Here is a 23,170-nt window from a genome sequence, read left to right as displayed (position 1 = left end):
CAATTGCCCATAGTAAGAATATTGAAGTTAGAACTCCGCATCGTCAATTGCAATAGTTAGAAATAGTCATTTTTAGCCACGGGACCTAATGGAATGATTTAATGGCTAATCCGCAACAAATAATTGAGTATTGATAAAACTACTTGGGTTAAATATTGTTAGGTGAAGGAAGCACTCAACAGCTATGCAAAAAGACTACCCCTTTTATATCAAAGTCCCGATTATACTATTAGGCATAGTGATCGCAGTTTTTATTTTATCAGTATTAAGAGACATTCTTGTCCCACTTGCATTTGCCGGACTGATTGCCATTCTTCTAAACCCATTGTCTAACAGGCTGGAAAGAAAAGTACCCAAAATTATCGCCATTATCATCTCCATGTTAATTGCAATCATTGTGCTGGCTGGCGTGCTGTATCTTCTTTCCTCCCAGGTTACTCATTTTTTTGATGATCTGGATGCCATCAAGCACAAATTAAGCACGTTACTTCACGATCTTCAGATATGGGTCCAAAAATCCTTCGGATTTTCGGCAAGCAAGCAGACCAAAATGATCACCGAAGCGGCTAACAGCAGCAAAGGCATGATCGGCCAAACGCTTACAGGCGTAATGGGCATTTTAAGCGTGATCTTTTTGATCCCGGTATATGTTTTCCTGCTTATGCTCTATAAAACACTTATCCTTAATTTCCTTTATGAAGTTTTTTCTGAAGAGAATCAAACTAAAGTGGCTGAAATCCTTAGCGAGACAAAAGGTGCTATCCAGAGCTATATTGTAGGGCTGCTCATCGAAACTTCCATCGTTGCCGTACTCAATTCAGCTGCATTGTTAATACTGGGTGTACAGAATGCAATTCTTATAGGGGTGATCGGGGCTATCCTGAACCTGTTGCCCTATATCGGTGGCATCATCGCTATTGCCTTACCTGTATTAATGGCAACCTTGACCACTGATGGTTTTACCACACAACTGCTGATTATTGCCGCATATGCGTTTATCCAATTTTTGGACAATAACATACTTGTCCCAAGAATCGTGTCCTCCAAGGTTCAGATCAATGCGCTGATATCAATTGTGATCGTGTTGCTAGGGGCAGCCCTATGGGGAGTTCCGGGTATGTTTTTATCGATCCCTGTTATCGCGGTACTAAAAATAATATTCGACAGGATAAACGGACTTAAACCCTGGGGGAAACTGCTTGGAGACAATGTGCCAACCGAACATATGGGGCAGCTTAAAAGGTTCACCAAAAGAAAAAAATGATGGACCTTGAAAAAACGATTTTGAAGAAGGGATCAATTGTTCCAAGGTTGCTGCTCATACTAGGCCTTGCTATATTTTTATGCGGGGAAGGATATTTTGGCTATCAGCTGCACAAACTCTCAGGCCAGCAGGAAGAGATCAAACAGGATTATTCCGATGTGAATAACATTACCCTAGGGGTTTTTTCCGTAGAGCAATGGCGGGACAAAGTAGCTGGCATTGTGAATCACCAGATCCGTGATTTTACCCTGACTCCAAAACAGAAGAAAGAACTACGGAAAGAGGTTGAGCAAATCATTCTCGCACTGATCGACAAGGCAGAAGCACTGGTAAATAAACCTAAGAAAACCATTGATGGTAAAATAAAAAAGTTCGTTATCAAAACCTTTGTTAATACAGACAAAATTCGGGAGCAGGTTCCAGGCTTCGCCACAGAAATACTTGCAAAGGCTTATAACCCGGCTAACAAAAAGCAGCTTAGCAAAACGGCCATGTCAAAGTTTGATGCCCTGGAACGTGCGGAATATTTAGACAGTACGGTGGCTGCAACTAAGGCGGCAACTGATAAGGTCTATAAAAGATATAATGTAAATTCAACTGAAGAATTAAACGATAAACTGATCTCATCACTATCACGCATCAGGACAGCAACTTACAATTATTCATTCGCCATGCTAGGCTGCATTGTGGTTGTACTATCCTTGTGGTGGATATTCAGGAAACGGGTAGAGTTGCATGCCACCCTCTTTATCATGTCACTGATGTTTGCATTCATATTGCTTGCGGTAGGGTTAACTGCATCCATGATCGAAGTTGACGCACGCATTAAATCACTGGACTTTGTGTTACTCGGCGAACATGTCACCTTTGAAAACCAGGTGCTGTTTTTTCAAAGCAAAAGCATTCTTGATGTGGTAAAAGTGCTTATTGCGCAACCGGCTGTAGATTCGGTATTGGTGGGTATTTTGATACTGGTCTTCAGCATCTTGTTCCCGGTAATGAAGCTGAGCGCTACCGGAATCCATCTGCTAAGCAAAAGGAAAATTGCTGAGAATAAAATCATCAAGTACTTTGCCTTTCAATCGGGCAAGTGGAGCATGGCTGATGTTATTGTCATTGCGATACTGATGGTATACATAGGCTTGAACGGCTTACTGGACAGTCAACTAAGGAGCCTGAATATAAAGAGTGACGATCTGACTGTGCTGACCACCCACAATACTGCGCTGCAGCCAGGCTACATTATATTCATCAGCTTCGTGCTATACGGGCTTATTTTGTCGACCATACTAAAATATATTACTCCTTATGACGCCCACTAGAAAAACGATGTTGCTTAAAATCCTKCTTATCGCCGGGTTAAGTGTCCTACTCTGCGGAGAGGCCYATTTTGGTTACCGGGTATCTACACTTTCTAAGCATCAAGAAGAGATAAAGGAAGATTATAGTGTGGCCAACAACATTACCTTTGGCATTTTCTCGGTAGATCAGTGGCGGGAGAAGATTGCCAAAGTGGTGGACGGAAAGATCAGTGACTTCGACATGACGGCAGAACAGAAAAAAGACCTTCAGGAAAAAGTTGAAAAACAGCTAAACGGTCTTGTCAATAAGGCAGTAGCCGAAGTGAATAAACCCCAAAAGAGTATTGGCGGTAAGCTCAAAAAATTGGCCTTCAATGCATTAGTGGACACCGATGACCTTCATGCACAGGTACCCTCATTTGCCAGTACCATTGTGAACAGGATCAACAGACCAGCAAGTAAGAAAAGGCTCAAAAGTATCGTGACCAGTAAAGTAGATCAGTTGGAGAAGGAAACCTACGACAATACCAAGCCAGCCAGTGCTACGGTTAGCAGTCATATCTACAGTAAATACCGCGTTTCAAATGCAGGAGATTTTGAAAAAACGATCAATTCAAAGCTGATCACAATACGTAAACAAACTTACAATTATGCATACGCGATGGTTGGCTGCGTCTTATTGGCCCTTTGCCTTTGGCTATTGATGAAAAAACAGGTAAGCCTTCATACTCCGCTTTATATCCTCTCCCTTTTATTTGCTTTTATCCTCCTGCTGGTGGGTATCACCGCTACGATCATAGAAGTTGACGCCCGCATCCAATCGCTTAATTTTACGCTTCTTGGGGAGAAATTAGCTTTTCAAAACCAGGTCCTATTTTTTCAGAGCAAGAGTATACTAGGCATCATAAAGGCACTAATTGATCAGCCAAAGCCGGACGCAATATTGGTTGGCATATTGATTCTGTTATTTGTTGTCATCCTCCCTGTACTGCGAATGATTGGAAAGGGCATCCAGATATGGGGCAAAGATAAATATGCAGAGAATAACGTGGTCAGGTACTTGGCTTTTGACTTGGGTAAATGGGACATGGCCGATGTCATGGTTGTCGGTATTGCAATGACCTATATTGGCTTGAACGGAATCTTAAAGAGTCAGCTCTCGAACCTGAATATACATGAAGAGGTCTTATCCACTGTAACGCAAAACAACACCTCGCTGCAACCCGGTTATTTTATTTTTGTGGGCTATGTCGCATATGCAGGCATATTATCCTTGATTTTAAAGCGCATAACACCAATAGAGACAAAATCCGCTACAGCAAAAATGTGATTTTATACTTTGAGCTGGCCTTCTATGGAATCGTCTAATGTCTTACCTATTGCGGCACCGATCAGCATTTTAACGCCTGCAACCAAGTTGCCGTTTTTTGTACCCCAATAATAACCATCACCAGGACTTACTTTAATTAATGATATCCTAGGATCATTTTCTCCTTCTGTAAACCAGGTTTTCATGAGCGGCTTCCAGAGCGCCTTGATTTTTGCCTTATCATCATGAATGGTTGCTGTACCGGTTAAATACAGGAAGTCCGAATATTTGGAGCCTTTAAAGTAGAGCTTTACTTCAGGCGCCATCTTAATTTCCAGATTGGTATGACTATCATTGGCACTAACCAACCAAAGGTCTCCGTTATCTTCTACTTGCTGTATACTCATTGGCCGAACCCCCATAGAAGGCCCTGTTTCCGCCTTTGTACAGAAAAAACAAATGTCCGACTCCGCAATGAGTTCTCTGATTTTTTCCACTGCGTCCTTGTTATTCAAGTTTTCGTAATTTTCTTCCGGCTGGTTTTGATTAATGCTATTCATAATTTTTGGCTTTGTTCTTTGGTTAACAAGCCCCCCCCGTAAATGTTTGCATTTTGTTAATGTTCTTGATCATTCCGAACACCTTGCTTAACTTATTGATGGTAACAATACATAGAAGGTTGACCCTTTGCCGAGGTTACTGACAACTCCCATTTCTCCCTCATGAGACTTTACAATTTCCTCGGAGATATAAAGGCCCATTCCTAAGCCCCCTGCCAGAACACTGGCTTCATCCACGCGATAAAAACGATCAAAAATTTTCCCGAGCTGCAGCTCAGTCATACCAATACCGTAATCCGTAACGGCAATTCTGACCATATCGCCATCCGCGGAGACCTTAATAAGAGCATTCCGATTTTCAGGAGAATATTTCACGGCGTTGCTGATCATATTCATCACTACCTGTTCCAACCGCTCCTGATTGCCCAATACAAAAAAATCACCTTCAGCGTCGAGTCTCAGTTTAAAATCAGGAAACATATAACCAGCATTTTCAATGCATGTTCTCACAAGGAAGCTTATCTCAACTTTGGTTTTACTGAAGTTTAGTTTGCCCGCTTGTATCTTACTCACATCCAGCAGGTCGTTCACTAATATCTCCAGTTTATTTAAAGAACCAGAAGCCTTAGTGATTAGCATGGTGAACTGGTCGGGGATACTGTCATTACTGTACCTGGAGATTAATTGTAAATACGCCTTCAAACTGGTCATGGGTGTTTTGAGTTCATGACTGGCAATGCTGATAAATTCATCTTTTCGCTTAATCATTTCGGTCTTGGCCGTTAAATCTGCAGCTTTATTTTGAGCCTCTATCTGCTGTGTCAAATCTGTACAAATGATGCTTAAGGCCGTACCATCTTCCATATCGAGATTGGTAAATGAAAGCTGAACGGGCATTTCTTTACCACTATTTGTAGTTAGGACTTCTTTGGTTTTATAATCACGCAGCCCTTCAGCGGATAAAACAATGCTTAATTTTTCAGCGGTATACCCACCGATAAATTCATCAAAGTGCCTTCCGATAATCTCAYCCAAGGTTATGGCACACATGTCCGCAAAATAGCTATTGCAGTAAAGTATGACACCCGAACTGTTCAGTGTAACCGCTCCCTGCTGCATTTTTTCGATTAAGACCCTAAAGGTACGGTCGGCACTTTTAAGTGTATAGATCTGATGGCCGGATGTGCCCTGCACCACTAGGGCATCTACCATTCCAGTTCTGATGGCCTCTATCGTGTCAGTGGCTTCCTCCAGTTGATGCCGTAATTCCGCCAATTCGGCTTCCAGTTGCTCCTTTGTATTTTCGTACTGCATAACTATTTAGATCGCTATATCTGAGGGATTAATGCCCAGTCCGCGCAAAACTCTGGCCCGATCAGACATGTCGCCTATCAAATGCCGCGTGGGGGTCGGATTTTTTCTGATTAAAGTGGGGAGGGCAATGATCTGCTCTTGCTTTGCTAGCTCCGGTTGCTGATATACATCCACCACTTCCAGTTTATAATTTCCTTTAAGGTGTATTTCGCAAATTTGCTTGAGGTTATTTAATGCGCGCACAGAATTCGGCGACGCGCCAGAAATAAACAGCACCAGTCGATATTGTGAGCTATTTGACATCCACACTCGATTTTACAGAGATGATATTTAAACCGACAAGAACTTTCTCCTCATTACTGAGATCCCCGATAATTTTACGGATCGGCACCGGAACTTTTCTTACCAGGGTTGGCACKGCAAAAATCTGGTCGCCTTCGGCCAATTGTGGCTTCTCTAGCAAATCGATCACTTCTATTTTATATTTGCCATGTAAATGTTCTTCACAATACTTCTTAAGATTGCTTAGCGCACTTACAGACTTTGGTGTCTTACCGGCGATGTACAGCCTTAATTCCCAGGTTTGTTCCGTCGTCCCCATTATTTCTTTGCTTTAATGCTCTTGCGTTTTTCAATCATCTCCCTTCGGTTATCTTCTTGTATTTTATGTTTCAATTCTTCTTCAAGATATACCTTGTTTAGTTCCTCTTCCACAGATTCGAATTCGGTCTGCAATCCGGCGATCTTCGCTTCCAGCAACTTACGTTTTCTGCTAATTTCACGATCTTTACGACTAACCGCCTGACCGTGCAGGGCCTGTCCCGTTTGCTCACGTAAAATATGTGCTTCTCTTGCCGAACCGACCAGAACACCATCTGGACCCAGGTAAACATCTACCAACTCCAGACCTTCGTCTGCGATGATAAATTCCCTGATCTGGTTAGAGTGTCCCATACCTCTCGATTTCATCACATATAAACCACGGTTGCGCTCGCCATTTGACTCAATATCCCGGATGAGCAGCCAGGCGTCTACTAAAGAAGATATTCCCTCATCTGTCTGCTCATTGAAAGTGTTATTTAAGGAAAGTGCGGTAAACATTACCGTGATACCCTCGTTTTGCAGGTAATCCACCAACCTGATCAACATAGACTTTACTTCACTTACTGATCCTACAGTAATAAGATTGGTAACCGGATCAAGGACCACAATATCAGGTTTAAACCGTTTAATATTCTTATGGATAGCGACCAGATGCATCTCTAGCCCATGTAAGGTTGGCCTGGAAGCATGGAATTCCAGGAGGCCAGATTTTATATGGTTATTCAAATCAATGCCAATAGAACGCATATTTCTAATGATTTGATGAGGTGACTCTTCAAAAGCAAAATAGATGCATTTTTTACCATCCAAACAATTGGCGTTTGCAAACGAAGATGCAATACTGGTTTTACCTGTACCGGCAGTGCCGGAAATCAGGATGCTGCTTCCCTTGTAAAATCCAGCGCCGCCCAGCATTGTATCAAGGCTGGCGATCCCTGAAGAGATCGATTCTGTAGAAACTGCGGAATCCAGTTGTAAGGAAGTGACGGGCAGTACAGAAATGCCGTCTTCGTCAATTAAAAAGGGATATTCATTAGTACCATGTACAGAACCGCGATATTTAACGATTCTCAGCAACCGCGTTGAAATCTGGTTACTGATCCTGTTCTCTAACAGAATTACACAGTCAGATACATATTCCTCTAAGCCCTGCCGGGTTAAAGAGTTGTCACCTCGCTCACCAGTAATGATTGCAGTAACACCTTTTTCTTTTAACCACTGGAAGAGTCTGCGGATTTCAGACCTTAATACAGTTTGGTTGTCTAATCCTGCAAAAAGATTTTCAATGGTATCTAATACAACGCGCTTTGCACCTATACTGTCTATCGCATAACCGAGCCTAATGAAAAGGCCCTCGAGATCATATTCACCCGTCTCTTCAATTTCGCTCCTTTCAATATGAACGTGGTCTATTCTGATCAGCTTATCTTCAATCAACTGATTCAAATCAAAGCCCAGGGAAGCAACGTTCACGGCCAACTCATCTGCTTTCTCTTCAAATGCCATAAATACACCTGGCTCATTGTAAATTAACGCCCCCCGCACAATAAATTCTATAGACATAAGCGTTTTACCACACCCAGCCGAGCCGCATATCAAGGTAGGTCTGCCAACTGGAAGACCACCCTCGGTTATCTCGTCCAAACCATTAATTCCTGTTCGTGATTTCGGCAGTAGCCCTGCTTTTTTCTGATCCTGCAGTTTATTTATTTTCTTAGTCATTATAATCGGACACTTTTCTAAATCTATCAAATAATTATTAAATTTCAGGATTAGCTAGTTGCCTTAAGCCTCATCCTTTTAATTCGCTTAATTCGCGTTTCTTAACCCATAATACCAGTTACAATCCCCGGAGATTTCACGCTTTACCAAAGCATATCTTACTCTCTTTGTTAAAATATTAATGAAAAACAGTTAAACACCCATATTGTTTGCAATACACCAAACACGTAGTAAGGATGGGATGAAGTGATGTCGCTTAAACAGACTACATCGATCAATTGTTATTCAGAGCCAGAGTCCCCACCAGATCACTAAGCGTAAACAGGTTACTTATCGCTTCTCCCATGGTGTTGTTAAAATAGCTGTACACGGTTTTTCCTTCTGAAATCCAATCATTAATGTAGCTTGCATACTCATAAAGCAGCTCATCCTCATAACTTCCCCTATAACTGCCTCCCGGTCCATGAAAGCGCAGGTATACGAAAGGAAGCTCGCTTTCCATCATGGGTGTTACCGCTGGCGGCTTATCTTGGATCACCATCGCCATTCGGTAATCTTCCAGTAGCCTGTATACTACATCACTATAAAGGGAAACGTGCCGGAATTCCAGAGCGATGTTCCAGGTGTAATGCGGATCACTTTTACGCAGGACACTCATTAGGAGCTCCAGCTGCTTTAAATTACCTATTCGCACACTCGGCGGAAACTGGACCAAAACACAACCTCTTTTATCCCCCACAAATGAGATAACTTCCATAAAAGCACTTACCGCCTGCGGATCAAAAGCCAGCTCCTTGTTGTGAGTAATCTCTTTGGAAAGTTTAAAAGTAAATCTGAATGTTTCGGGTACATCCTCAGCCCATTTCTTCACCGTAGAAGCCATCGGAACTTTGTAAAAAGAGCTGTTGACTTCTATACTGTTCATGATCGAACTGTAGAAACATAATCTACTTTTATCTTTAAATTCCTCCGGATAGAAAAGTTTATTGCGAACCGGCAGCAATAAGCCACTGGTTCCTGAATAATAATTTGCTAAGTAGGACTTCATAAAAAGTATTTTTAACTAAGCAGGTTTACTGCTACTCCTCCAAATGAAGCTCAATCTCTACACCGATGCGGTCTGCAATTTGTTCAGTGAGCTCTATTTCGATACGGTCTTCTCCATGTTTTGGTTCATAAAAAGGCAGGTCCTCGCCTGCAACTTCATCTAAAGAAAGTAGTTCCCACTGTTTTCCCTGCTTTTTAACTCCACCCAGAATTCCGTTGTAATAAATGATTTTAAATACATCATCCTCCAATGGAAGAATGGTTAAAGTAAGCTGCCGACTACCATGGCTKATCTTTATGTTGAATGGTTCCATTTTGATTGAATTTAGGTTTAATTGTTTTCATAGCTTATGTAAATAACGCTATTAACAGTGGCAGGGATAAAAGGTTTTAAGCATGGACTTCAAAAAAAATAAAAAATGGCTTAATATGATTGAATAATAGCCCTGGGCAATATTATCTGTACATTTTGTTTATAAAAATACAAAATAAATTAAACAAAGTTATCTCTTTAGTGTTAAGAACATACATTTAACCCATAAAAAACATCATCATGGCAACTACAAAAACAACAGCTAAAAAAGCGGTAACTCCGAAAACAGGAAAAATGGAAGATTCTGAATTTCATGAATTCTTCGTGGATGAATTGAAAGACATTTACTGGGCGGAAAAGCACCTGGTTAAAGCCCTCCCAAAAATGAAAAAAGCAGCCACGAGTCCTGAACTTGCCGCAGCATTTGAAAAGCATGCTGAGGAAACCAACACTCATATCGCAACTCTGGAACAGGTTTTTGCTCTGCTTGACGAAAAAGCACAGGCAAAAAAATGTGATGCGATGGAAGGATTACTTAAAGAGGCAAACAGCATCATCGAAGATACTGACGCCGGAACACTGATCCGCGACGCAGGACTGATTCTGGCAGCGCAAAAGGTCGAGCATTATGAGATCGCAACTTATGGCACCTTGGTGGTCTTCGCACAGAACATGGGACACAGTGATGTGGCTGAACTGCTGCAGTTCACCCTGGATAATGAAAAAGCAACTGATGTAGCTCTGACCGAAATCGCTGTTGGTGYGATCAACGAGCAGGCTGCTGCTGAATAGTACTACCGCCCGGGCCATCCGTCCCGGGCGCCTTTTTTGCATGCTTTGAATTTATGATCAGCCATTGGTAACATGTAAGCTGAACCGAAATATACAATGAGGTCTCTAATCAACCATTTTTTATTACCTTTAACTTTATAGAGTTAGGGTTCTTCAAAAGTTAACGTTACCTAAACAACTCATTTATTTTTTGTCTCGTTTTTTTATTAGTTAGAAAAAGTTACTAAATGACATCATCCATTATACATATCTTAAGTACTGCATTGCTTACGCTTTCTCTTCAGGCTTGTGGATCATCGACCAAAATAGCACTTAACCCTGCGGTGCCAAATCCATATAAGGTGAAAGCCGAAAACTTTGACAAGCCCAAAGCAGAGGAGCTACGTACTGGTGCAGAACAAACAGAATTGTATGTGCCTTATCTAAAAGGAAAACGAGTAGGTATGGTGGTAAACCCAACCTCCATTATTGGAAAAGAAACAACGGTTGATAGCCTACTTGCGCTTGGTGTGAAAGTGGTTAAGATATTTGGACCCGAGCATGGTTTTAGAGGCGATGCCAGCAATGGTACTAGCGTTGATGATGAAATTGATAAAAAAACAGGCATTAAAGTGGTTTCATTATATGGAAAACACTCGGCCCCTACAGCTGCAGATTTAGCTGATATTGATGTGATGATATTCGATATTCAGGACGTTGGTGTTCGTTTTTATACTTACATAAATACTTTGCAACATGTAATGGAAGCCTGTGCCGCTAATAAAAAAGAAGTATTGATTCTTGACAGACCAAATCCTAATGGTTTTTACATTGATGGGCCTATATTGGAGCCGCAGCACAAATCGGGTATTGGTTTAAAACCTATTCCAGTTGTACATGGATTAACTGTAGGCGAATACGCTCAAATGCTAAATGGAGAAGGCTGGCTTGATAATAAATTGAAATGCAAGATCAAAGTAATTAAGGTTGCCAACTATACGCATGATACTCCTTATGAACTCCCGATAAAACCATCACCAAACTTAAATACTGCGCAGTCGATTTTACTATACCCTACTACCTGCTTATTTGAGGGCACTTATTTAAACCATGGGCGCGGCACTATGTTTCCATTTACTATAGTGGGTTCTCCTTTTTTAAAGGATAAATACACCTTTTCGTTTACCCCAAAAAGCATTAAAGGGATGTCTGAATCTCCATTGTTTATGAACCAGCTTTGTTATGGGTTGGATCTTAGGGAATACGATGTAAATGAGTTTAGAAAGGAAAAGAAAATAAAACTGAGCTGGTTAATTGAGTTATACAAGGCATCTCCAAACAAAGCAGATTTCTTTAACTCTAAATTGAGCAAACAAATGGGCACTATTGAAAAGCTTATTGGCGTTTCGAGCTTTAGGGCGCAGATTATTGCCGGTAAATCTGAAGAAGAAATAAGGGCAAGCTGGGAGCCGGGATTAAGTAATTACAAAACAATGCGCAAAAAATACTTGTTATATCCATAAGCAGCCGCTAATGGCAGCTATTAAAGACTTTGGATATGAATAGCGAACCTAAAAAGAAAAATGAAAAGCCAAGTAGTAACTTCAGAGAAGAAGTTTCTAAAGACAAGGTTCCTGCTGGAAATAAGGCTGTAAAAAAGCCTGAGGATAAGGATTATAACAAGGAAGAGGCAAACTTTAAGAACCCTGCCAAGAAAAGGGAAGAAAGCGAACAACCCGTTCATTCCGTAAAAAAAGCCCCTAAAGAATAGCAGGCATTAGCTTTATATGCGCTAATTTTTTAGTTATTTTGCCACCTAAAACACTGGTTGATGAAAATAGTTTTTATGGGTACGCCCGATTTTGCAGTTGCTTCTTTAAATGCTTTAGTTGAAGCCGGATTTGATGTTGTTGGTGTGGTTACTGCAGCAGATAAGCCCGCTGGTCGCGGACAAAAACTTCATGAAAGTGCTGTTAAACAGTATGCAGTATCAAAGGGGATAAAGGTATTGCAGCCCTTAAAACTAAAAGACCCTTTGTTTATTGATGAACTAAAAAGCCTAAATGCCGATTTACAGGTAGTAGTAGCTTTTAGAATGTTGCCTGAAATGGTATGGAATATGCCGGCAAAGGGAACGATTAACCTTCATGCATCTTTGCTGCCGCAATATCGTGGAGCGGCTCCGATAAATCATGCGATCATTAATGGAGAAAAAGAAAGTGGCGTTACTACATTCTTTTTGAAACATGAAATTGATACAGGTGATGTAATATTTTCTGAAGGCGTATCGATCAATAATGATGACACTGCGGGAGATTTACACGATAAGTTAATGAATGTAGGCGCAGGATTGCTGGTGAAGACCGTAAAGGCTATAGAAGCCGGCAACTATACAGAGCAGCCTCAACCACAAAGTGATGAGCTGAAACATGCGCCAAAGATATTCAAAGAACATTGTTTAATAGATTGGAACCTGTCTGGCGATAAAATATACAACCTGATTCGTGGATTAAGCCCTTACCCTACTGCTTTTACTAAACTAAATGATAAAACCCTTAAGGTGTTTAAAGCAGAGTTTGAAGAAAAAGAACCTGGTATCTCGCCTGGAAGTTTTTTATCTGATGGCAAAACTTATTTAAAGTTTGCCGCCAGAGATGGTTTTATCAAATTCACTGATCTACAGTATGAAGGCAAAAAACGCATGCAGGTTGATGAATTTTTAAGGGGCATGCGTTTGTAAAATCTCTATTTTACACGGTTTACCAATTCTTCTCCTTTCGAAAATGCATCTATATTTTTAAATGTAATTTGAGCTATTTCTTCCATCGCTTCTTTGGTAAAAAAGCCTTGATGAGAAGTAATTAGTACATTGGGGAAAGAGATAAGACGGGTAATCAGATCATCCTGAATAACATTTTCTGAGTGGTCGTGAAAAAACAAGGTGCTTTCCTGCTCATAAACATCAAGGCCCAAATACCCAAGTTGTCCGGTCTTTAAAGCTTTGATAACTGCTTTTGTATCGATCAGACCTCCCCTGCTCGTATTGATCAGCATTGCACCCTCTTTAAAAAGTTTAAGGGTTTCCTTGTTGATCAAATGTTTGGTTGTTTCGGTAAGCGGACAATGAAGCGCTACAATATCCGCATCATTTAATGTTTCCTGTAAAGTACCATATTTAACGCCAAGGTCCTGAAGTTCTGTAGATGGATAAGGATCATATGCGCTTATTAAACAACCAAAACCTTTTAAGATTCTACAAAAAGCCTTACCTATGTTTCCAGTGCCTATTACGGCTACCTTGTGTCTATGTAAATTAAAACCCATGAGTTTCTCCAGGGAGAAATTACCTTCACGAATCCGGTTATAAGCTTTATGTGTTTTACGGTTCAGGGTAAGAATTAGGGCTATCGCATGTTCTGCCACTGCCTCTGGCGAATAGGCAGGGACTCTTAAAACAGGAATACCCAATTCATTTGCTGTTTCAATTGCCACATTATTGAAGCCAGCACAGCGCAAAACAATTAGTTTTATTCCTCCTTTATGCAGGGTCTTTATGATCTCAGAATCAACACGATCATTTACAAAAATGCATATTGCATCGAAACCTTCGGCTAGCTTAACGGTTTCTTCCGTTAAGGCAACTGTAAAAAAAGATAACTCATGACCGGTATTGAATCGGCTTAAAAATTCTTCATCATATCGGTAAGTACTAAAAACAGCTATCTTCATATCTATTGGGTTATGTGCTCTAAGTTAATGACTCGGGATTAATTTATGCTATAACCAAACTAGTTTAGTGAAACATAAAGTTCGCTTTGTGTAAGCCATTTTCCTTTTATCTTACGCCACATTGCGGCATAATTACCATGATACTTGTCATTTTTGTAATTCCATTTCCCGTTTTCCCATGCCAGATCGCCACTTTTACTGATCACAATTGTTTCGGGGATGCGCTCAAAAAGCGGACTGCTTTTGGAAAACATGTATTTCCAGTCGGCAGCAATTTCGGCTTTGCCAATGGTATGGCTACCGTCGCCAGCGATTTGTACAAAATCGTCAAGCCAATATTTAGATACTCCGTCTACATCCTTTTTTGCGATGCAGTTGTTTGAATCTAATCTTGCTTGCTTTATTAATAATGCTTCTGGTGAATTCATAATGGTAAAATTACAAGTTAGACTTGTAATTTTACCATTGCTTATCGTATCTATTTTGCCGGAGAAAGGACTACCCATTTGTTAAGGGTATTATCTTTAGCCTGAATAACAACCTTATAAAACTCTGATGGATAAGCTTTAACATCGGCAAAAAAATGCTGCTGACTAAGATCTGTTTCACCTAAAAGATGATAAGTATCTTTTCCTTCTGTTTTAAAATTATTTGTTGTTGCCAGCCATATTTTAACCTTTCCGGTTTTTTGCAAGGCTTTCCAGCTGATATCAATATGATTCTGAGTAAAGATTGTTTTAAGCGCTGCAATAGATACCGGACCAATGAAAGAAGTGCCATCTACTTCTTGTGCTACACTGTCAGGCAGTTTTACATTTAAATAATTGGCTATTGAAGGCATTATGTCAACTACGCCAAGATCAAAATATTGACCATAAGTGTTTAGGTTTTTATAATTGCTTACCATCCAGGTTGATCTTTGCCTGTCGGATTGTCCACCATGTCCTTTTCCACTTTTTTCATCACGACCATGATCCGTTGTGATAACAATTAACCAGTCTTCTTTAAAGTTTTTCTGACGATAGCTTATTGCCTCCCAAACTTTACCTACCTGCTTATCCAGCATCGCTACAGCATTATAGAATTCAGGACTATCGCCATGTGCATGCCCCATATCATCTGTATATTCCAGATAAATCCAGGAAAGATCAGGCGCTTTATCATGAATGGTATTCGATGCATCAGCAATTACCTGTTCATCAATACGGTGCATATAATCTGCGTTTTTATCATGCTTAAAGCGAACGGTATCTAGTTCATAGCCATCAAAAAAATAATCAACCTTTAGGTTTCCCGCTTCCGGTAAATTATGGCCAAGTAATTTGGTACGGTTATCTGTCCAGCTAGAGAAAATAGCAGATTTCTTATTTGGATATTGGGCTTTAAACAACCTGAATATGTTCTGATAGTTATAATTAGGCTCCTTAATATCATTGTCGGGCACATTGTGCTTATTTACCCAGGTGCCGGTTAGCAAGCTGTTATAACCAACGGCAGATATGGTAGGGGTTTCATTGTAAGTACCTTTGCCACCCCCAACATACATCCGGGAATAAGACCCTGCTTGTATGATCTTCTTAAAATTGGGAAGATTTTGGGTTTCAATTACATCGGCAGGAATGCCATCAGCAATAATGTAAACCACTTTTTGTTCTCTCTGCTGGGCATTGGTTGCTACCGATAAGAAAAAGCAGATTGTTAAAATAAATGGGATTCTCATAGTTTGTTAATAAGTGTGTGGAAAATATTCGTTTTCAACTGTTCCATCTTCATATAGATTCAGCATTGCATAACCGGGAGGGGTTTCTAAATAACAACCAGGGCCGGCAGATTCAGCATCGCCTATACCCCACCAAAAGCCACTCATTGCTCCATTGCAGCAATACAAAACATCATTATAATGAGTATTATCTGATAAGTGATTATGCCCGCTTAAGCAAACTCTTACTTTATCGCGATGCTTCTGAAACAGGTCTTTTAGCTTCTTACAATCGGAGTGACCCCCACCTACAAGAACCTGAGTAGTTCCTAAAATTGGATAATGCGACATTAGCAATGTTGGTGTAGATGCCGGTAATTTCTCCAATTCTTTCTCCAACCATTCGTATTGTTCCTGATCTAGTGAGATATTGGCATTGTTACCATCAAGTACAATAAAATGCCAGTTCTTTTTTGAAAAGCTGTAATATCTGTTAGGAATCTTCAAGCGTTTAACCACATAGTCTTTCCCATACATTTCATGCTCTTTAGATGGAGCCTTCCACCATGAATCGTGGTTACCAATGCAGCTGTGAACTTCATATTTATCCAATGTTTTTATGCAATCGTCCCAAATACTCCATTGCTTAATTACCTGATCATATACAACATTATCGTAGGATGCATCACCAATAGAATCACCACCATTCAAAAAGAAATCTGGTTTGTGCTTAGTAATTATATGTTTTAAGCATTTTTTAAACCGTTCGGGGGCATTTTCACCTTCTCCAATATGCACATCGGTTATATGAGCAACAGAAAGAGCCAGTTTTTTGGTTTTCTTATCCTGCTTTTCCGGATTGGAAGCAAAGGCAGACAGGCCGCTGGTTGCTACGGCGCCAACAGCTAGTCCTGCTGCCTTTAGTAAAGATCTTCTTTTCAGTGTTGTCATCTTGTTTTTATTTCTAAATTGGCATATTGGTCATTACCACCCAAATACTTGTTTTAGGTTCGAATTTAATATAATCTGTTGCTGAGGAATAGGACGATAATAATATTTCGGATCCTCAAACTTACGGGTAACATTTTCAGTTACGATCGCTCCTCCATTGGCACCATTTTTCAGATATACAGTAGCATCGGCTCCTATCTCACCAGTACGATAATAGGTAAGCACTACTCCTAATGAATTTTTTTCTTTCTTGTCTTCTGCCGGAATGGTAACAGACTTATCAATCAAAATAATATCTTCAACTCCATCTCCCGTTAAATCATACTTGCCTAAACCTGGAAAATACATTCCTTCCGGGCTTTTGGTCAATAATTTCCCTGCTTTCCACCTCATCAGATCGTCGTACCTACTGTTTTCAAAAGCAAACTCAACCCTACGCTCTCTTCTGATTTCCAGAATTACTCCCTGGTTCGATTCAATATTATCAAACTGTTGTTGCAATAATGGATCGGGAGATGCATTTGCCTGTGCTAAATTAAGATCAGGCATGCCAACTCTTCTTCTAATCAGGTTAACAGACTCATCTAACTGCGATTGGTTAAGTGTACCCAATTCAGCCAACGCTTCTGCATAGGTTAACAGTACCTCTGCATAACGATAGACAGGAAAATCAACGCCATTTAAAATTGTCTGATCAGTACTGTTTACATATCCTTTTAGTTGATGATAGCCCGTAAAATTTTTATTTAGTTTTTGAACATAAGGCTGCGCGTCTGGAACTCTAATCCAACCGGGATAAACCATTGTTTGAGCCAGGCGCGGATCACGGTTTTCGAACTCCTTAACAAAACTGGCCTTATCATAATTAGCAATGGCAGTAAAACGGCTTCCATCCTTCATTAAATAGGTTTGGATAAGGTCTCTTGCAGGTGCCTGTTCATAATCCCCAAATACTACAGAATTTACGTTTTGGCTTATTTTTTTATCCATATCAAAAACATTGGCTAAAATCACCTCGGGGTTAGTAGTCAAATCCTGACTTGAAAACAAAGTTGCATAATCCTGATTTGGTAATCCCTTACTAAAAATTGAGAATTTTTTAGACGCAATTACTTCCCCAGTTATCTTAACAGTAGTTTCCAGAAAGGTATTTGCGGTTGCTTTTAAATTAAGCTCTGAATGGTACTTGCGGTAAGTTCCTTCGTAAAGAGCTGCTCGTGAATAAAATACAGCTACTGCCCACTTTCCTGGAGTTCCGGAAGGTACACTTTCTCTAACATTCTTATAGGCAAAATCAAGATCAGCCATTACGCTATCCATAACCAGTGCACGTGTATCGCTTGGTTTAAATAATTCCTTATCATCTGGATTTAATGTGCCAGAATACCAAGGTACATTAGAAAAACGCTTTACTTTATCCAGATAAAATTGTGCACGATAGTACTTTGCTAAGCCAATGTAATGGTTTTTTATTTCGCTGGTAACCTTTGCTTTATTGTAGTTTTCCAGAAAGTAGTTGATATCTCTTAGTCTGGTCCAACTCCACCCACCGGTTATATTTTGCGCATTGGCATTACCTGCCATTATATTCTTTATTTCTACAGCGGCAGTAGTTGCGACATTGTCACTACTTTGATCATTCAGATAACTGTCCCTATTGGGCATTAATAATAATCCATTTACATATAGAGCAAGATCTTCCTCTGTATTAAAGAAAAGACTTGGTGATATCTCTGTTTGCGGAAAACGATCCAGGTTACCCTTTTTGCAAGCAACAGTAAAAACTGCAATTGTTGCCAGCAGGATGTATATATTCTTTTTCATAACTGATTTTTAAATGATTGTTAACTCCCTAATTATTAAAAGTCCAGATTTAAACCAACTGCATATCTTCTTTGATATGGATACGCCCATGCACTCGATCCTTGGTTTACTGCTTCAGGATCAATATATTTTTTAATGGCAGAGAATTCATAAAGATTCTCGCCAGTAACAAATACACGAAGGCGACTAACCTTAAAGCGATTGGTAAACTTAGCAGGCAAGGTATAACCCAATGAAACATTTTTTATTCTTAGATAAGCACCATTAAGCAAGTATTTAGTTTGTGGAATATCTAACCCTGAACCATAATTAGCATCCGCTAGCCACGACTGCATAACTGGATAATAAGAATTAGGATTCGCATCAGCTAAGCCTGCAGCTATATAAGAAGCCGAATGCTTTGCTCTTTGTTCGGGGGAATCTCCTGTCGCCCTGTAAAAATCAAGATTCCAAGGGTATACATTTGCATAAGGTTGTTGATAAGGCCCCCAGAACAAATAATGATGAGGATAAAAATCTCTTTTCAATACACCCTGAAGGAATACTGAAAGATCAAATCCATTCCAATCCATATTCAGATTAGCACCAACACTGTATCTGTCAGTGCTATTACCAATAATTTTAAGGTCTTTTGGATCATCTGCACTTAATCCCTGTTCTATTTTTTTGTTTCCATCCAGATCCTTGTATTTAGGCCATCCCTGAATAATCTCAAGAGCACCCCATGGAATTATACTTGATTCATCAAGCGCATCTATTTCAGCCTTATTCTGGAAAAGCCCATCATTCTGTAGTCCCCAAATCTCACCTATTGTCTGTCCTACACGGTAAGTAGATAATAAGTTTTGTTTGTTCTCAAATTTAGTAATCTCAGAACGGGAATCGGAAACAAAGAATTTAGTTTCGAAACTAAACGGTTTTGAACCTAAATCAAACCTATCTCTATAGGTAACAGACAGCTCCCACCCCTTTGTCCTAAGATCGGCAGCATTTTGTTTTGGCACGTCTGTACCAAGTACTCCTGGTAATTCCTGACCACGAACAAGCATGCCAGTTGTATTGCGTATGAAATAATCAAAAGTGAATGACAATTTATCATTAAAAAAACCTAAATCCGTACCCATATTAAGCGTAGAAACCCGCTCCCATGTATAGGTATTAGGATCAACATACAATCTTGGTGCCCCGGTAATAACTTGCTGTCTTGTGCCACCGATCAAATAATTGGAAGGATCTGTCGGTAAAGTTTGTATGTAGCCAAAGTCACGTAAATATGGATCGGAATCTGCATTCTGATTGCCCAAATCGCCATATGATGTACGCAGCTTAAATGTTGATAAAACAGGGGCCAGAGGTTTAAAAAATTCTTCTGAGCTCGCAATCCAAGCCAAAGAAGCTGAAGGGAAAAATCCCCATCGGCGGCTTACAGGAAATCTGGAAGATCCATCATATCTTCCTGTAGCCTCTAAAATATAGCGATCTTTATAGGTATAATTCAGCCTGCTAAAAGCACTTGTACTAGCATAGGCATTATATTTTGTCCCAAGTGTTATTTCACCTGTAGTTAACTTAAGATAGGGCACAGAGGAAGACATAAGTAAATCTCTCTGAGCATCTACAGTCGAATAATTATAATCCTCATAATTATATCCCACCATTGCACTAAAAAAATGGTCGCCTATGGTTTTTTTATAAGTTGTATATAAGTTAAAAGCATTGTTATATAAATATCCATTACTCTCATATACATAACCATTGCCGCCTTCTTCCCGGATATCAGTAGGCCCGAAGCCAATTTTAAACTTTTTCGAATCGTTATGGTATTTCCATAACTCCCGCTTAAATGAAGCATCGCCATTTACCTGAAGATCGCCGTTTAAAAATGAAGCAGTTGCACCGGTGATATTTTGAAAGCCAAACATTGTTTCAAGGTTTTCTCCTCCATCAACTAATCTCGCTGCCAGTCTGCCTGTTGCAGTGTTTGCCCATGTTCCATCAGGATTCGTTGCCACATCTGTTGGCTGCAAGTAATATAGATCGGTAATACTGGCATTTGGACGTGCCCTCTTGGTTTGATAAATGTTAAGATTGTTATCTATTTTTAACCATGATAAAGGAGCAAAACCTACTCTTGATCTTAGGCCATAGCGATCCCAGAAATCATCAGCAAGCTTATTCAACCCATTTTCCTTGGTATAATCCGCAGACAAATAATAAGTTAACGGAGAATTATTTACCTGAGCTCCTCCGGAAAAAGTCAATGTATGATTTTGAGATAGACTGGCCTTGTTAAAGAAGTAATCATACCAATTGTTGTCACCCATGTATGCCCATCTGTTTGGATCGGTTGGATCGATGCGTGTATCAGGAAGTGAAGGGTCATCAGATCTTTCTTTTGCCCACTTGTAGTGCTCATCTGAGTAATTTACATAATCCCATGGAGTATTGTCAGTAGAAGTCTCTAAAACCCTTGAATAGATATATGGATCTGTTACAGGTTTTGGAAGTACTGTTGGCTTGCCCCAAGTGGTTAACGCGTTATAACTGATCAATGTTCGCCCTTCTTTACCCTTTTTAGTAGTGATAAGAATTACTCCAAAAGCAGCTCTCGCACCATAAATAGCTGCTGATGCTGCATCCCTCAATACTGTAAATGAAGAAATGTCTGAAGGAGTTAATCTTAGCATATCATCATTACTTGCTGCCGGAATCCCATCAATTACGATTAAAGGTGAACCGCCGTTTATTGAAGTATATCCCCTGATATTTATTACGGGTACAGTTCCGGGAGCACCGCCTCCATATGTAATATTTAAGCCTGGACTAATACCTTGCAATCCTTGCATTACATTTGAAACTGGCCGTGATTCTAATTGCTTACCTGAAATCTGGTCTATCGCGCCTGCAATGTTAATTTTCTTCTTTGTCCCAAAACCAACTACCACCACCTCTTCAAGGTTACCAAAGTCTGAAGTTAGGGTTACATTTAATTGTGTTTTCCCGTTCAGCTCAATTTCTTGCTGCTTATATCCAATGTAGGAAAAGACAAGAGTTGCTTTAGGGTTTACATTATTTAAGGTATAAATACCATTTACGTTTGTCGCCGTACCCAGGTTCGTGCCCTTTACACTGACGTTAACTGATGGAATTGGCCCTTTAGTTTCGGCGTCCAAAACCACACCCTTTACGGTGACATTTTGGGCAAAACTCTTTGCTGCAAAAAACATGAAGCAAATTAGTAGTAGCTTTTTTTTCATAATTGCAATAAGATTAAGTTTGTTTGGTTTGGTATTCTAAATACTATTCGGAGCGCGGCTAAGATCCTGTTATAATGTTAACAGTAGGTTAGAACTAAATTAATAAATTAATTGAACATACATTCAATCTATAAAAATAAATTTGCGAAATAAGATTACTTTTGAGTAGTTTGGATGAATAAATTTTATCATGGGTAGAAAGAGCCTTAAAGAGGCAAGACAATTAGAAATTGTTAAGATATTTTATAAGGTTGCTAAAACGGAAGGCTACGAAAATACTTCAATAGCCAAGATTGCGAAAGTGATGGATATCAATCCAAGCCTTATTATTCACTACTTCGAAACAAAAGAAGATCTGACCTATGCCCTTATTGATTATATACTTGAAAGGTATCTGTTAATCTATACAATTAAAAATAAGGATGGAGTTACACTTGCTGATCTAAGAAAAACTATTGAAATGCTTTTCTCAAAAAAATGGAATCTGCTTTTTGATGATGGGTTGTTCTATACCTTTTATGCTCTGGCATTCAGAGAAAAAAAGATTAAAGCAAAGTATAAGACCATACTTGACTCACTTCGATTTGCTCTTGCTTCAATGATAGCGCGGTGCAATGAAAAAAACTTGATTAAAATAGAGGATTCTAAAGCCGCTGCAGACTTAATTTTTGTGCTGGTTGATGGGGCTTATTTTTATCTTTCTTTAGAAAACGATAAAAAGGCCTATGCAGAAAGGCTGGATTATTATAAAAGTAAAGCTTATCAGATTTTGGGAATGGAGGCGTTAATCTTTTCTGACAGTACTCTGAGTCCTTAACTGGCGTCCTAAAGCATATACTCCAATGAACATCCAGAGTACATTAGCAACAGCGTTTGGCATATCATTGCTGTCCACCGCTGTTGCCACTAAGCATAGTCCGCCAATTATATTCAGCAACTGAAAGGTAAGCGATTCAGCAGTTATCAGTTTTATGCTTAATAATAAATAGCCTACAGTACATAAGACCACACCCAGCCAGCCAATGCTCGTTAATATAATTTGCTGCATACTTGAAACTTGTTTAAAGAGTTAAAAGTAAAATTGCAATTTTAATATGATACAGAGGAAATTTTATCGAATAATAGTTATACTGCCTTTTAATAAACCACATGCTCGTTTTAAATCAATTATGTAATAGTAAGTACCTACTGGCAAATCTTTTCCATTTTGTCGGCCATCAAACGGTTGCTTATATCCTGTCGATGCAAATACCTTCTGTCCGTAACGATTAAAGATCAGCACAGTCCCTTCAGGATAATTTATCATATCTGGTATTTGCCAAAAGTCGTTAAGCCCATCGTTATTAGGAGAAATAGCATTTGATAATTTAGACAAGCCTTCATTTTCTATAGTAACTCTTATTTTTGCAGCCGGACTCTCACATAATCCTACAATTTGTTTAACAAGATAGTTTTGGCTATTTATAATATTAACCTTAAAAGTCCCAGAGGCACTTTGATCTAAAC

At 39.6% G+C, this 23,170-nt stretch carries 23 protein-coding genes; 8 read left to right on the top strand and 15 right to left on the bottom strand.

The window, feature by feature from the left end; translation table 11 throughout:
- The first annotated feature begins 184 nt into the window (after window positions 1-184).
- Genes AC1DG9_RS07655 through AC1DG9_RS07645 form a run of 3 tightly spaced genes read left to right on the top strand, consistent with a single transcriptional unit; the run spans window position 185 to window position 3,895 of the window.
- Window positions 185-1,264, top strand: coding sequence for an AI-2E family transporter (locus AC1DG9_RS07655; RefSeq protein ID WP_288881183.1), 1,080 nt, complete (start codon window positions 185-187; stop codon window positions 1,262-1,264).
- Window positions 1,261-2,586 carry a paraquat-inducible protein A gene (locus AC1DG9_RS07650; protein WP_288881186.1) on the top strand — a complete coding sequence of 442 codons (1,326 nt, stop codon included), beginning with the start codon at window positions 1,261-1,263 and terminating at the stop codon, window positions 2,584-2,586. Before AC1DG9_RS07655 ends, AC1DG9_RS07650 begins: the two co-directional genes overlap by 4 nt.
- On the top strand, window positions 2,573-3,895 hold the full coding sequence (locus AC1DG9_RS07645; RefSeq protein WP_477634476.1) for a paraquat-inducible protein A: 1,323 nt from the start codon (window positions 2,573-2,575) through the stop codon (window positions 3,893-3,895). The genes AC1DG9_RS07650 and AC1DG9_RS07645 overlap by 14 nt, the downstream gene beginning before the upstream one ends.
- A 2-nt stretch (window positions 3,896-3,897) precedes the next feature.
- On the opposite strand, the gene AC1DG9_RS07640 is transcribed toward AC1DG9_RS07645, so the two are convergent.
- The 7 genes from AC1DG9_RS07640 to AC1DG9_RS07610 all read right to left on the bottom strand — a co-directional run bounded on the left by AC1DG9_RS07640 (window position 3,898) and on the right by AC1DG9_RS07610 (window position 9,434).
- Window positions 3,898-4,434, bottom strand: a complete 537-nt coding sequence (locus AC1DG9_RS07640; RefSeq protein WP_288881191.1) for a pyridoxamine 5'-phosphate oxidase family protein — start codon at window positions 4,432-4,434, stop codon at window positions 3,898-3,900.
- Window positions 4,435-4,521: 87 nt separating this feature from the next.
- Window positions 4,522-5,748, bottom strand: coding sequence for a PAS domain-containing sensor histidine kinase (locus tag AC1DG9_RS07635; RefSeq protein ID WP_477634475.1), 1,227 nt, complete (start codon window positions 5,746-5,748; stop codon window positions 4,522-4,524).
- Window positions 5,749-5,754: 6 nt separating this feature from the next.
- Window positions 5,755-6,051, bottom strand: coding sequence for a circadian clock KaiB family protein (locus tag AC1DG9_RS07630; RefSeq protein WP_288881196.1), 297 nt, complete (start codon window positions 6,049-6,051; stop codon window positions 5,755-5,757).
- Entirely contained in the window at window positions 6,041-6,349 is a 309-nt protein-coding gene (locus tag AC1DG9_RS07625) for a circadian clock KaiB family protein (protein WP_172659451.1), read from the bottom strand. The genes AC1DG9_RS07630 and AC1DG9_RS07625 overlap by 11 nt, the downstream gene beginning before the upstream one ends.
- Window positions 6,349-8,073 carry a circadian clock protein KaiC gene (gene kaiC, locus AC1DG9_RS07620; protein WP_288881198.1) on the bottom strand — a complete coding sequence of 575 codons (1,725 nt, stop codon included), beginning with the start codon at window positions 8,071-8,073 and terminating at the stop codon, window positions 6,349-6,351. The genes AC1DG9_RS07625 and kaiC overlap by 1 nt, the downstream gene beginning before the upstream one ends.
- 274 nt (window positions 8,074-8,347) lie before the next feature.
- The gene (locus tag AC1DG9_RS07615) at window positions 8,348-9,121 is read right to left on the bottom strand and encodes a DUF72 domain-containing protein (protein WP_288881201.1); all 774 of its coding nucleotides are present in this window, start codon (window positions 9,119-9,121) and stop codon (window positions 8,348-8,350) included.
- Between the two features lie 31 nt (window positions 9,122-9,152).
- The gene (locus AC1DG9_RS07610) at window positions 9,153-9,434 is read right to left on the bottom strand and encodes a hypothetical protein (protein ID WP_172659448.1); all 282 of its coding nucleotides are present in this window, start codon (window positions 9,432-9,434) and stop codon (window positions 9,153-9,155) included.
- 239 nt (window positions 9,435-9,673) lie between these two features.
- On the opposite strand from AC1DG9_RS07610, the gene AC1DG9_RS07605 reads away from it, so the two are divergent.
- The 4 genes from AC1DG9_RS07605 to fmt all read left to right on the top strand — a co-directional run bounded on the left by AC1DG9_RS07605 (window position 9,674) and on the right by fmt (window position 12,944).
- A complete protein-coding gene (locus AC1DG9_RS07605; RefSeq protein WP_477634474.1) occupies window positions 9,674-10,225 on the top strand; it encodes a YciE/YciF ferroxidase family protein in 552 nt (183 codons plus the stop codon).
- Window positions 10,226-10,452: 227 nt separating this feature from the next.
- Window positions 10,453-11,727 carry an exo-beta-N-acetylmuramidase NamZ family protein gene (locus AC1DG9_RS07600; RefSeq protein ID WP_288881207.1) on the top strand — a complete coding sequence of 425 codons (1,275 nt, stop codon included), beginning with the start codon at window positions 10,453-10,455 and terminating at the stop codon, window positions 11,725-11,727.
- A 35-nt stretch (window positions 11,728-11,762) separates the two neighbouring features.
- Window positions 11,763-11,975: a hypothetical protein gene (locus tag AC1DG9_RS07595; RefSeq protein WP_172659445.1), complete on the top strand. Its 213-nt coding sequence runs from the start codon at window positions 11,763-11,765 to the stop codon at window positions 11,973-11,975.
- Between the two features lie 60 nt (window positions 11,976-12,035).
- Window positions 12,036-12,944, top strand: coding sequence for a methionyl-tRNA formyltransferase (gene fmt / locus AC1DG9_RS07590; protein ID WP_337716366.1), 909 nt, complete (start codon window positions 12,036-12,038; stop codon window positions 12,942-12,944).
- A 5-nt stretch (window positions 12,945-12,949) separates the two neighbouring features.
- On the opposite strand, the gene AC1DG9_RS07585 is transcribed toward fmt, so the two are convergent.
- From AC1DG9_RS07585 to AC1DG9_RS07560, 6 genes are read right to left on the bottom strand one after another with little or no spacing between them, the layout of a single operon-like run.
- The gene (locus tag AC1DG9_RS07585) at window positions 12,950-13,933 is read right to left on the bottom strand and encodes a 2-hydroxyacid dehydrogenase (protein ID WP_172659443.1); all 984 of its coding nucleotides are present in this window, start codon (window positions 13,931-13,933) and stop codon (window positions 12,950-12,952) included.
- A 59-nt stretch (window positions 13,934-13,992) separates the two neighbouring features.
- Entirely contained in the window at window positions 13,993-14,361 is a 369-nt protein-coding gene (locus AC1DG9_RS07580; protein ID WP_172659442.1) for a YybH family protein, read from the bottom strand.
- A 50-nt stretch (window positions 14,362-14,411) separates the two neighbouring features.
- A complete protein-coding gene (locus AC1DG9_RS07575; protein ID WP_288881216.1) occupies window positions 14,412-15,653 on the bottom strand; it encodes an alkaline phosphatase family protein in 1,242 nt (413 codons plus the stop codon).
- 6 nt (window positions 15,654-15,659) lie between these two features.
- Window positions 15,660-16,583: a metallophosphoesterase family protein gene (locus tag AC1DG9_RS07570; protein WP_288881218.1), complete on the bottom strand. Its 924-nt coding sequence runs from the start codon at window positions 16,581-16,583 to the stop codon at window positions 15,660-15,662.
- A gap of 33 nt (window positions 16,584-16,616) precedes the next feature.
- A complete protein-coding gene (locus tag AC1DG9_RS07565) occupies window positions 16,617-18,407 on the bottom strand; it encodes a RagB/SusD family nutrient uptake outer membrane protein (RefSeq protein WP_172659439.1) in 1,791 nt (596 codons plus the stop codon).
- Window positions 18,408-18,442: 35 nt separating this feature from the next.
- The gene (locus AC1DG9_RS07560; protein ID WP_288881220.1) at window positions 18,443-21,664 is read right to left on the bottom strand and encodes a SusC/RagA family TonB-linked outer membrane protein; all 3,222 of its coding nucleotides are present in this window, start codon (window positions 21,662-21,664) and stop codon (window positions 18,443-18,445) included.
- 190 nt (window positions 21,665-21,854) lie between these two features.
- On the opposite strand from AC1DG9_RS07560, the gene AC1DG9_RS07555 reads away from it, so the two are divergent.
- Entirely contained in the window at window positions 21,855-22,481 is a 627-nt protein-coding gene (locus AC1DG9_RS07555) for a TetR family transcriptional regulator (RefSeq protein ID WP_337716364.1), read from the top strand.
- Here the strand turns inward: AC1DG9_RS07555 and AC1DG9_RS07550 are convergent.
- Window positions 22,449-22,712 (bottom strand): CBU_0592 family membrane protein, encoded by a 264-nt coding sequence (locus AC1DG9_RS07550; protein ID WP_172659436.1) that lies wholly within the window; start codon window positions 22,710-22,712, stop codon window positions 22,449-22,451. The genes AC1DG9_RS07555 and AC1DG9_RS07550 overlap by 33 nt on opposite strands.
- 63 nt (window positions 22,713-22,775) lie before the next feature.
- Window positions 22,776-23,170, bottom strand: a 395-nt coding sequence (locus AC1DG9_RS07545) for a gliding motility-associated C-terminal domain-containing protein (protein ID WP_477634473.1), incomplete at its 5' end; no start/stop codon positions are given.

The organism is Pedobacter sp. 05L430 (assembly GCF_056397585.1).
The sequence above is the reverse complement of the archived record's forward strand: the minus strand, read 5'-3'. Positions and strand labels throughout refer to the sequence as shown.

Coding starts and splice junctions, on each gene's coding strand:
- AC1DG9_RS07655 (WP_288881183.1), top strand. CDS start 185: ATGCAAAAAGACTACCCCTTTTATATCAAAGTCCCGATTATACTATTA.
- AC1DG9_RS07650 (WP_288881186.1), top strand. CDS start 1,261: ATGATGGACCTTGAAAAAACGATTTTGAAGAAGGGATCAATTGTTCCA.
- AC1DG9_RS07640 (WP_288881191.1), bottom strand. CDS start 4,434: ATGAATAGCATTAATCAAAACCAGCCGGAAGAAAATTACGAAAACTTG.
- AC1DG9_RS07630 (WP_288881196.1), bottom strand. CDS start 6,051: ATGTCAAATAGCTCACAATATCGACTGGTGCTGTTTATTTCTGGCGCG.
- kaiC (WP_288881198.1), bottom strand. CDS start 8,073: ATGACTAAGAAAATAAATAAACTGCAGGATCAGAAAAAAGCAGGGCTA.
- AC1DG9_RS07615 (WP_288881201.1), bottom strand. CDS start 9,121: ATGAAGTCCTACTTAGCAAATTATTATTCAGGAACCAGTGGCTTATTG.
- AC1DG9_RS07600 (WP_288881207.1), top strand. CDS start 10,453: ATGACATCATCCATTATACATATCTTAAGTACTGCATTGCTTACGCTT.
- AC1DG9_RS07595 (WP_172659445.1), top strand. CDS start 11,763: ATGAATAGCGAACCTAAAAAGAAAAATGAAAAGCCAAGTAGTAACTTC.
- fmt (WP_337716366.1), top strand. CDS start 12,036: ATGAAAATAGTTTTTATGGGTACGCCCGATTTTGCAGTTGCTTCTTTA.
- AC1DG9_RS07585 (WP_172659443.1), bottom strand. CDS start 13,933: ATGAAGATAGCTGTTTTTAGTACTTACCGATATGATGAAGAATTTTTA.
- AC1DG9_RS07580 (WP_172659442.1), bottom strand. CDS start 14,361: ATGAATTCACCAGAAGCATTATTAATAAAGCAAGCAAGATTAGATTCA.
- AC1DG9_RS07575 (WP_288881216.1), bottom strand. CDS start 15,653: ATGAGAATCCCATTTATTTTAACAATCTGCTTTTTCTTATCGGTAGCA.
- AC1DG9_RS07570 (WP_288881218.1), bottom strand. CDS start 16,583: ATGACAACACTGAAAAGAAGATCTTTACTAAAGGCAGCAGGACTAGCT.
- AC1DG9_RS07565 (WP_172659439.1), bottom strand. CDS start 18,407: ATGAAAAAGAATATATACATCCTGCTGGCAACAATTGCAGTTTTTACT.
- AC1DG9_RS07560 (WP_288881220.1), bottom strand. CDS start 21,664: ATGAAAAAAAAGCTACTACTAATTTGCTTCATGTTTTTTGCAGCAAAG.
- AC1DG9_RS07555 (WP_337716364.1), top strand. CDS start 21,855: ATGGGTAGAAAGAGCCTTAAAGAGGCAAGACAATTAGAAATTGTTAAG.
- AC1DG9_RS07550 (WP_172659436.1), bottom strand. CDS start 22,712: ATGCAGCAAATTATATTAACGAGCATTGGCTGGCTGGGTGTGGTCTTA.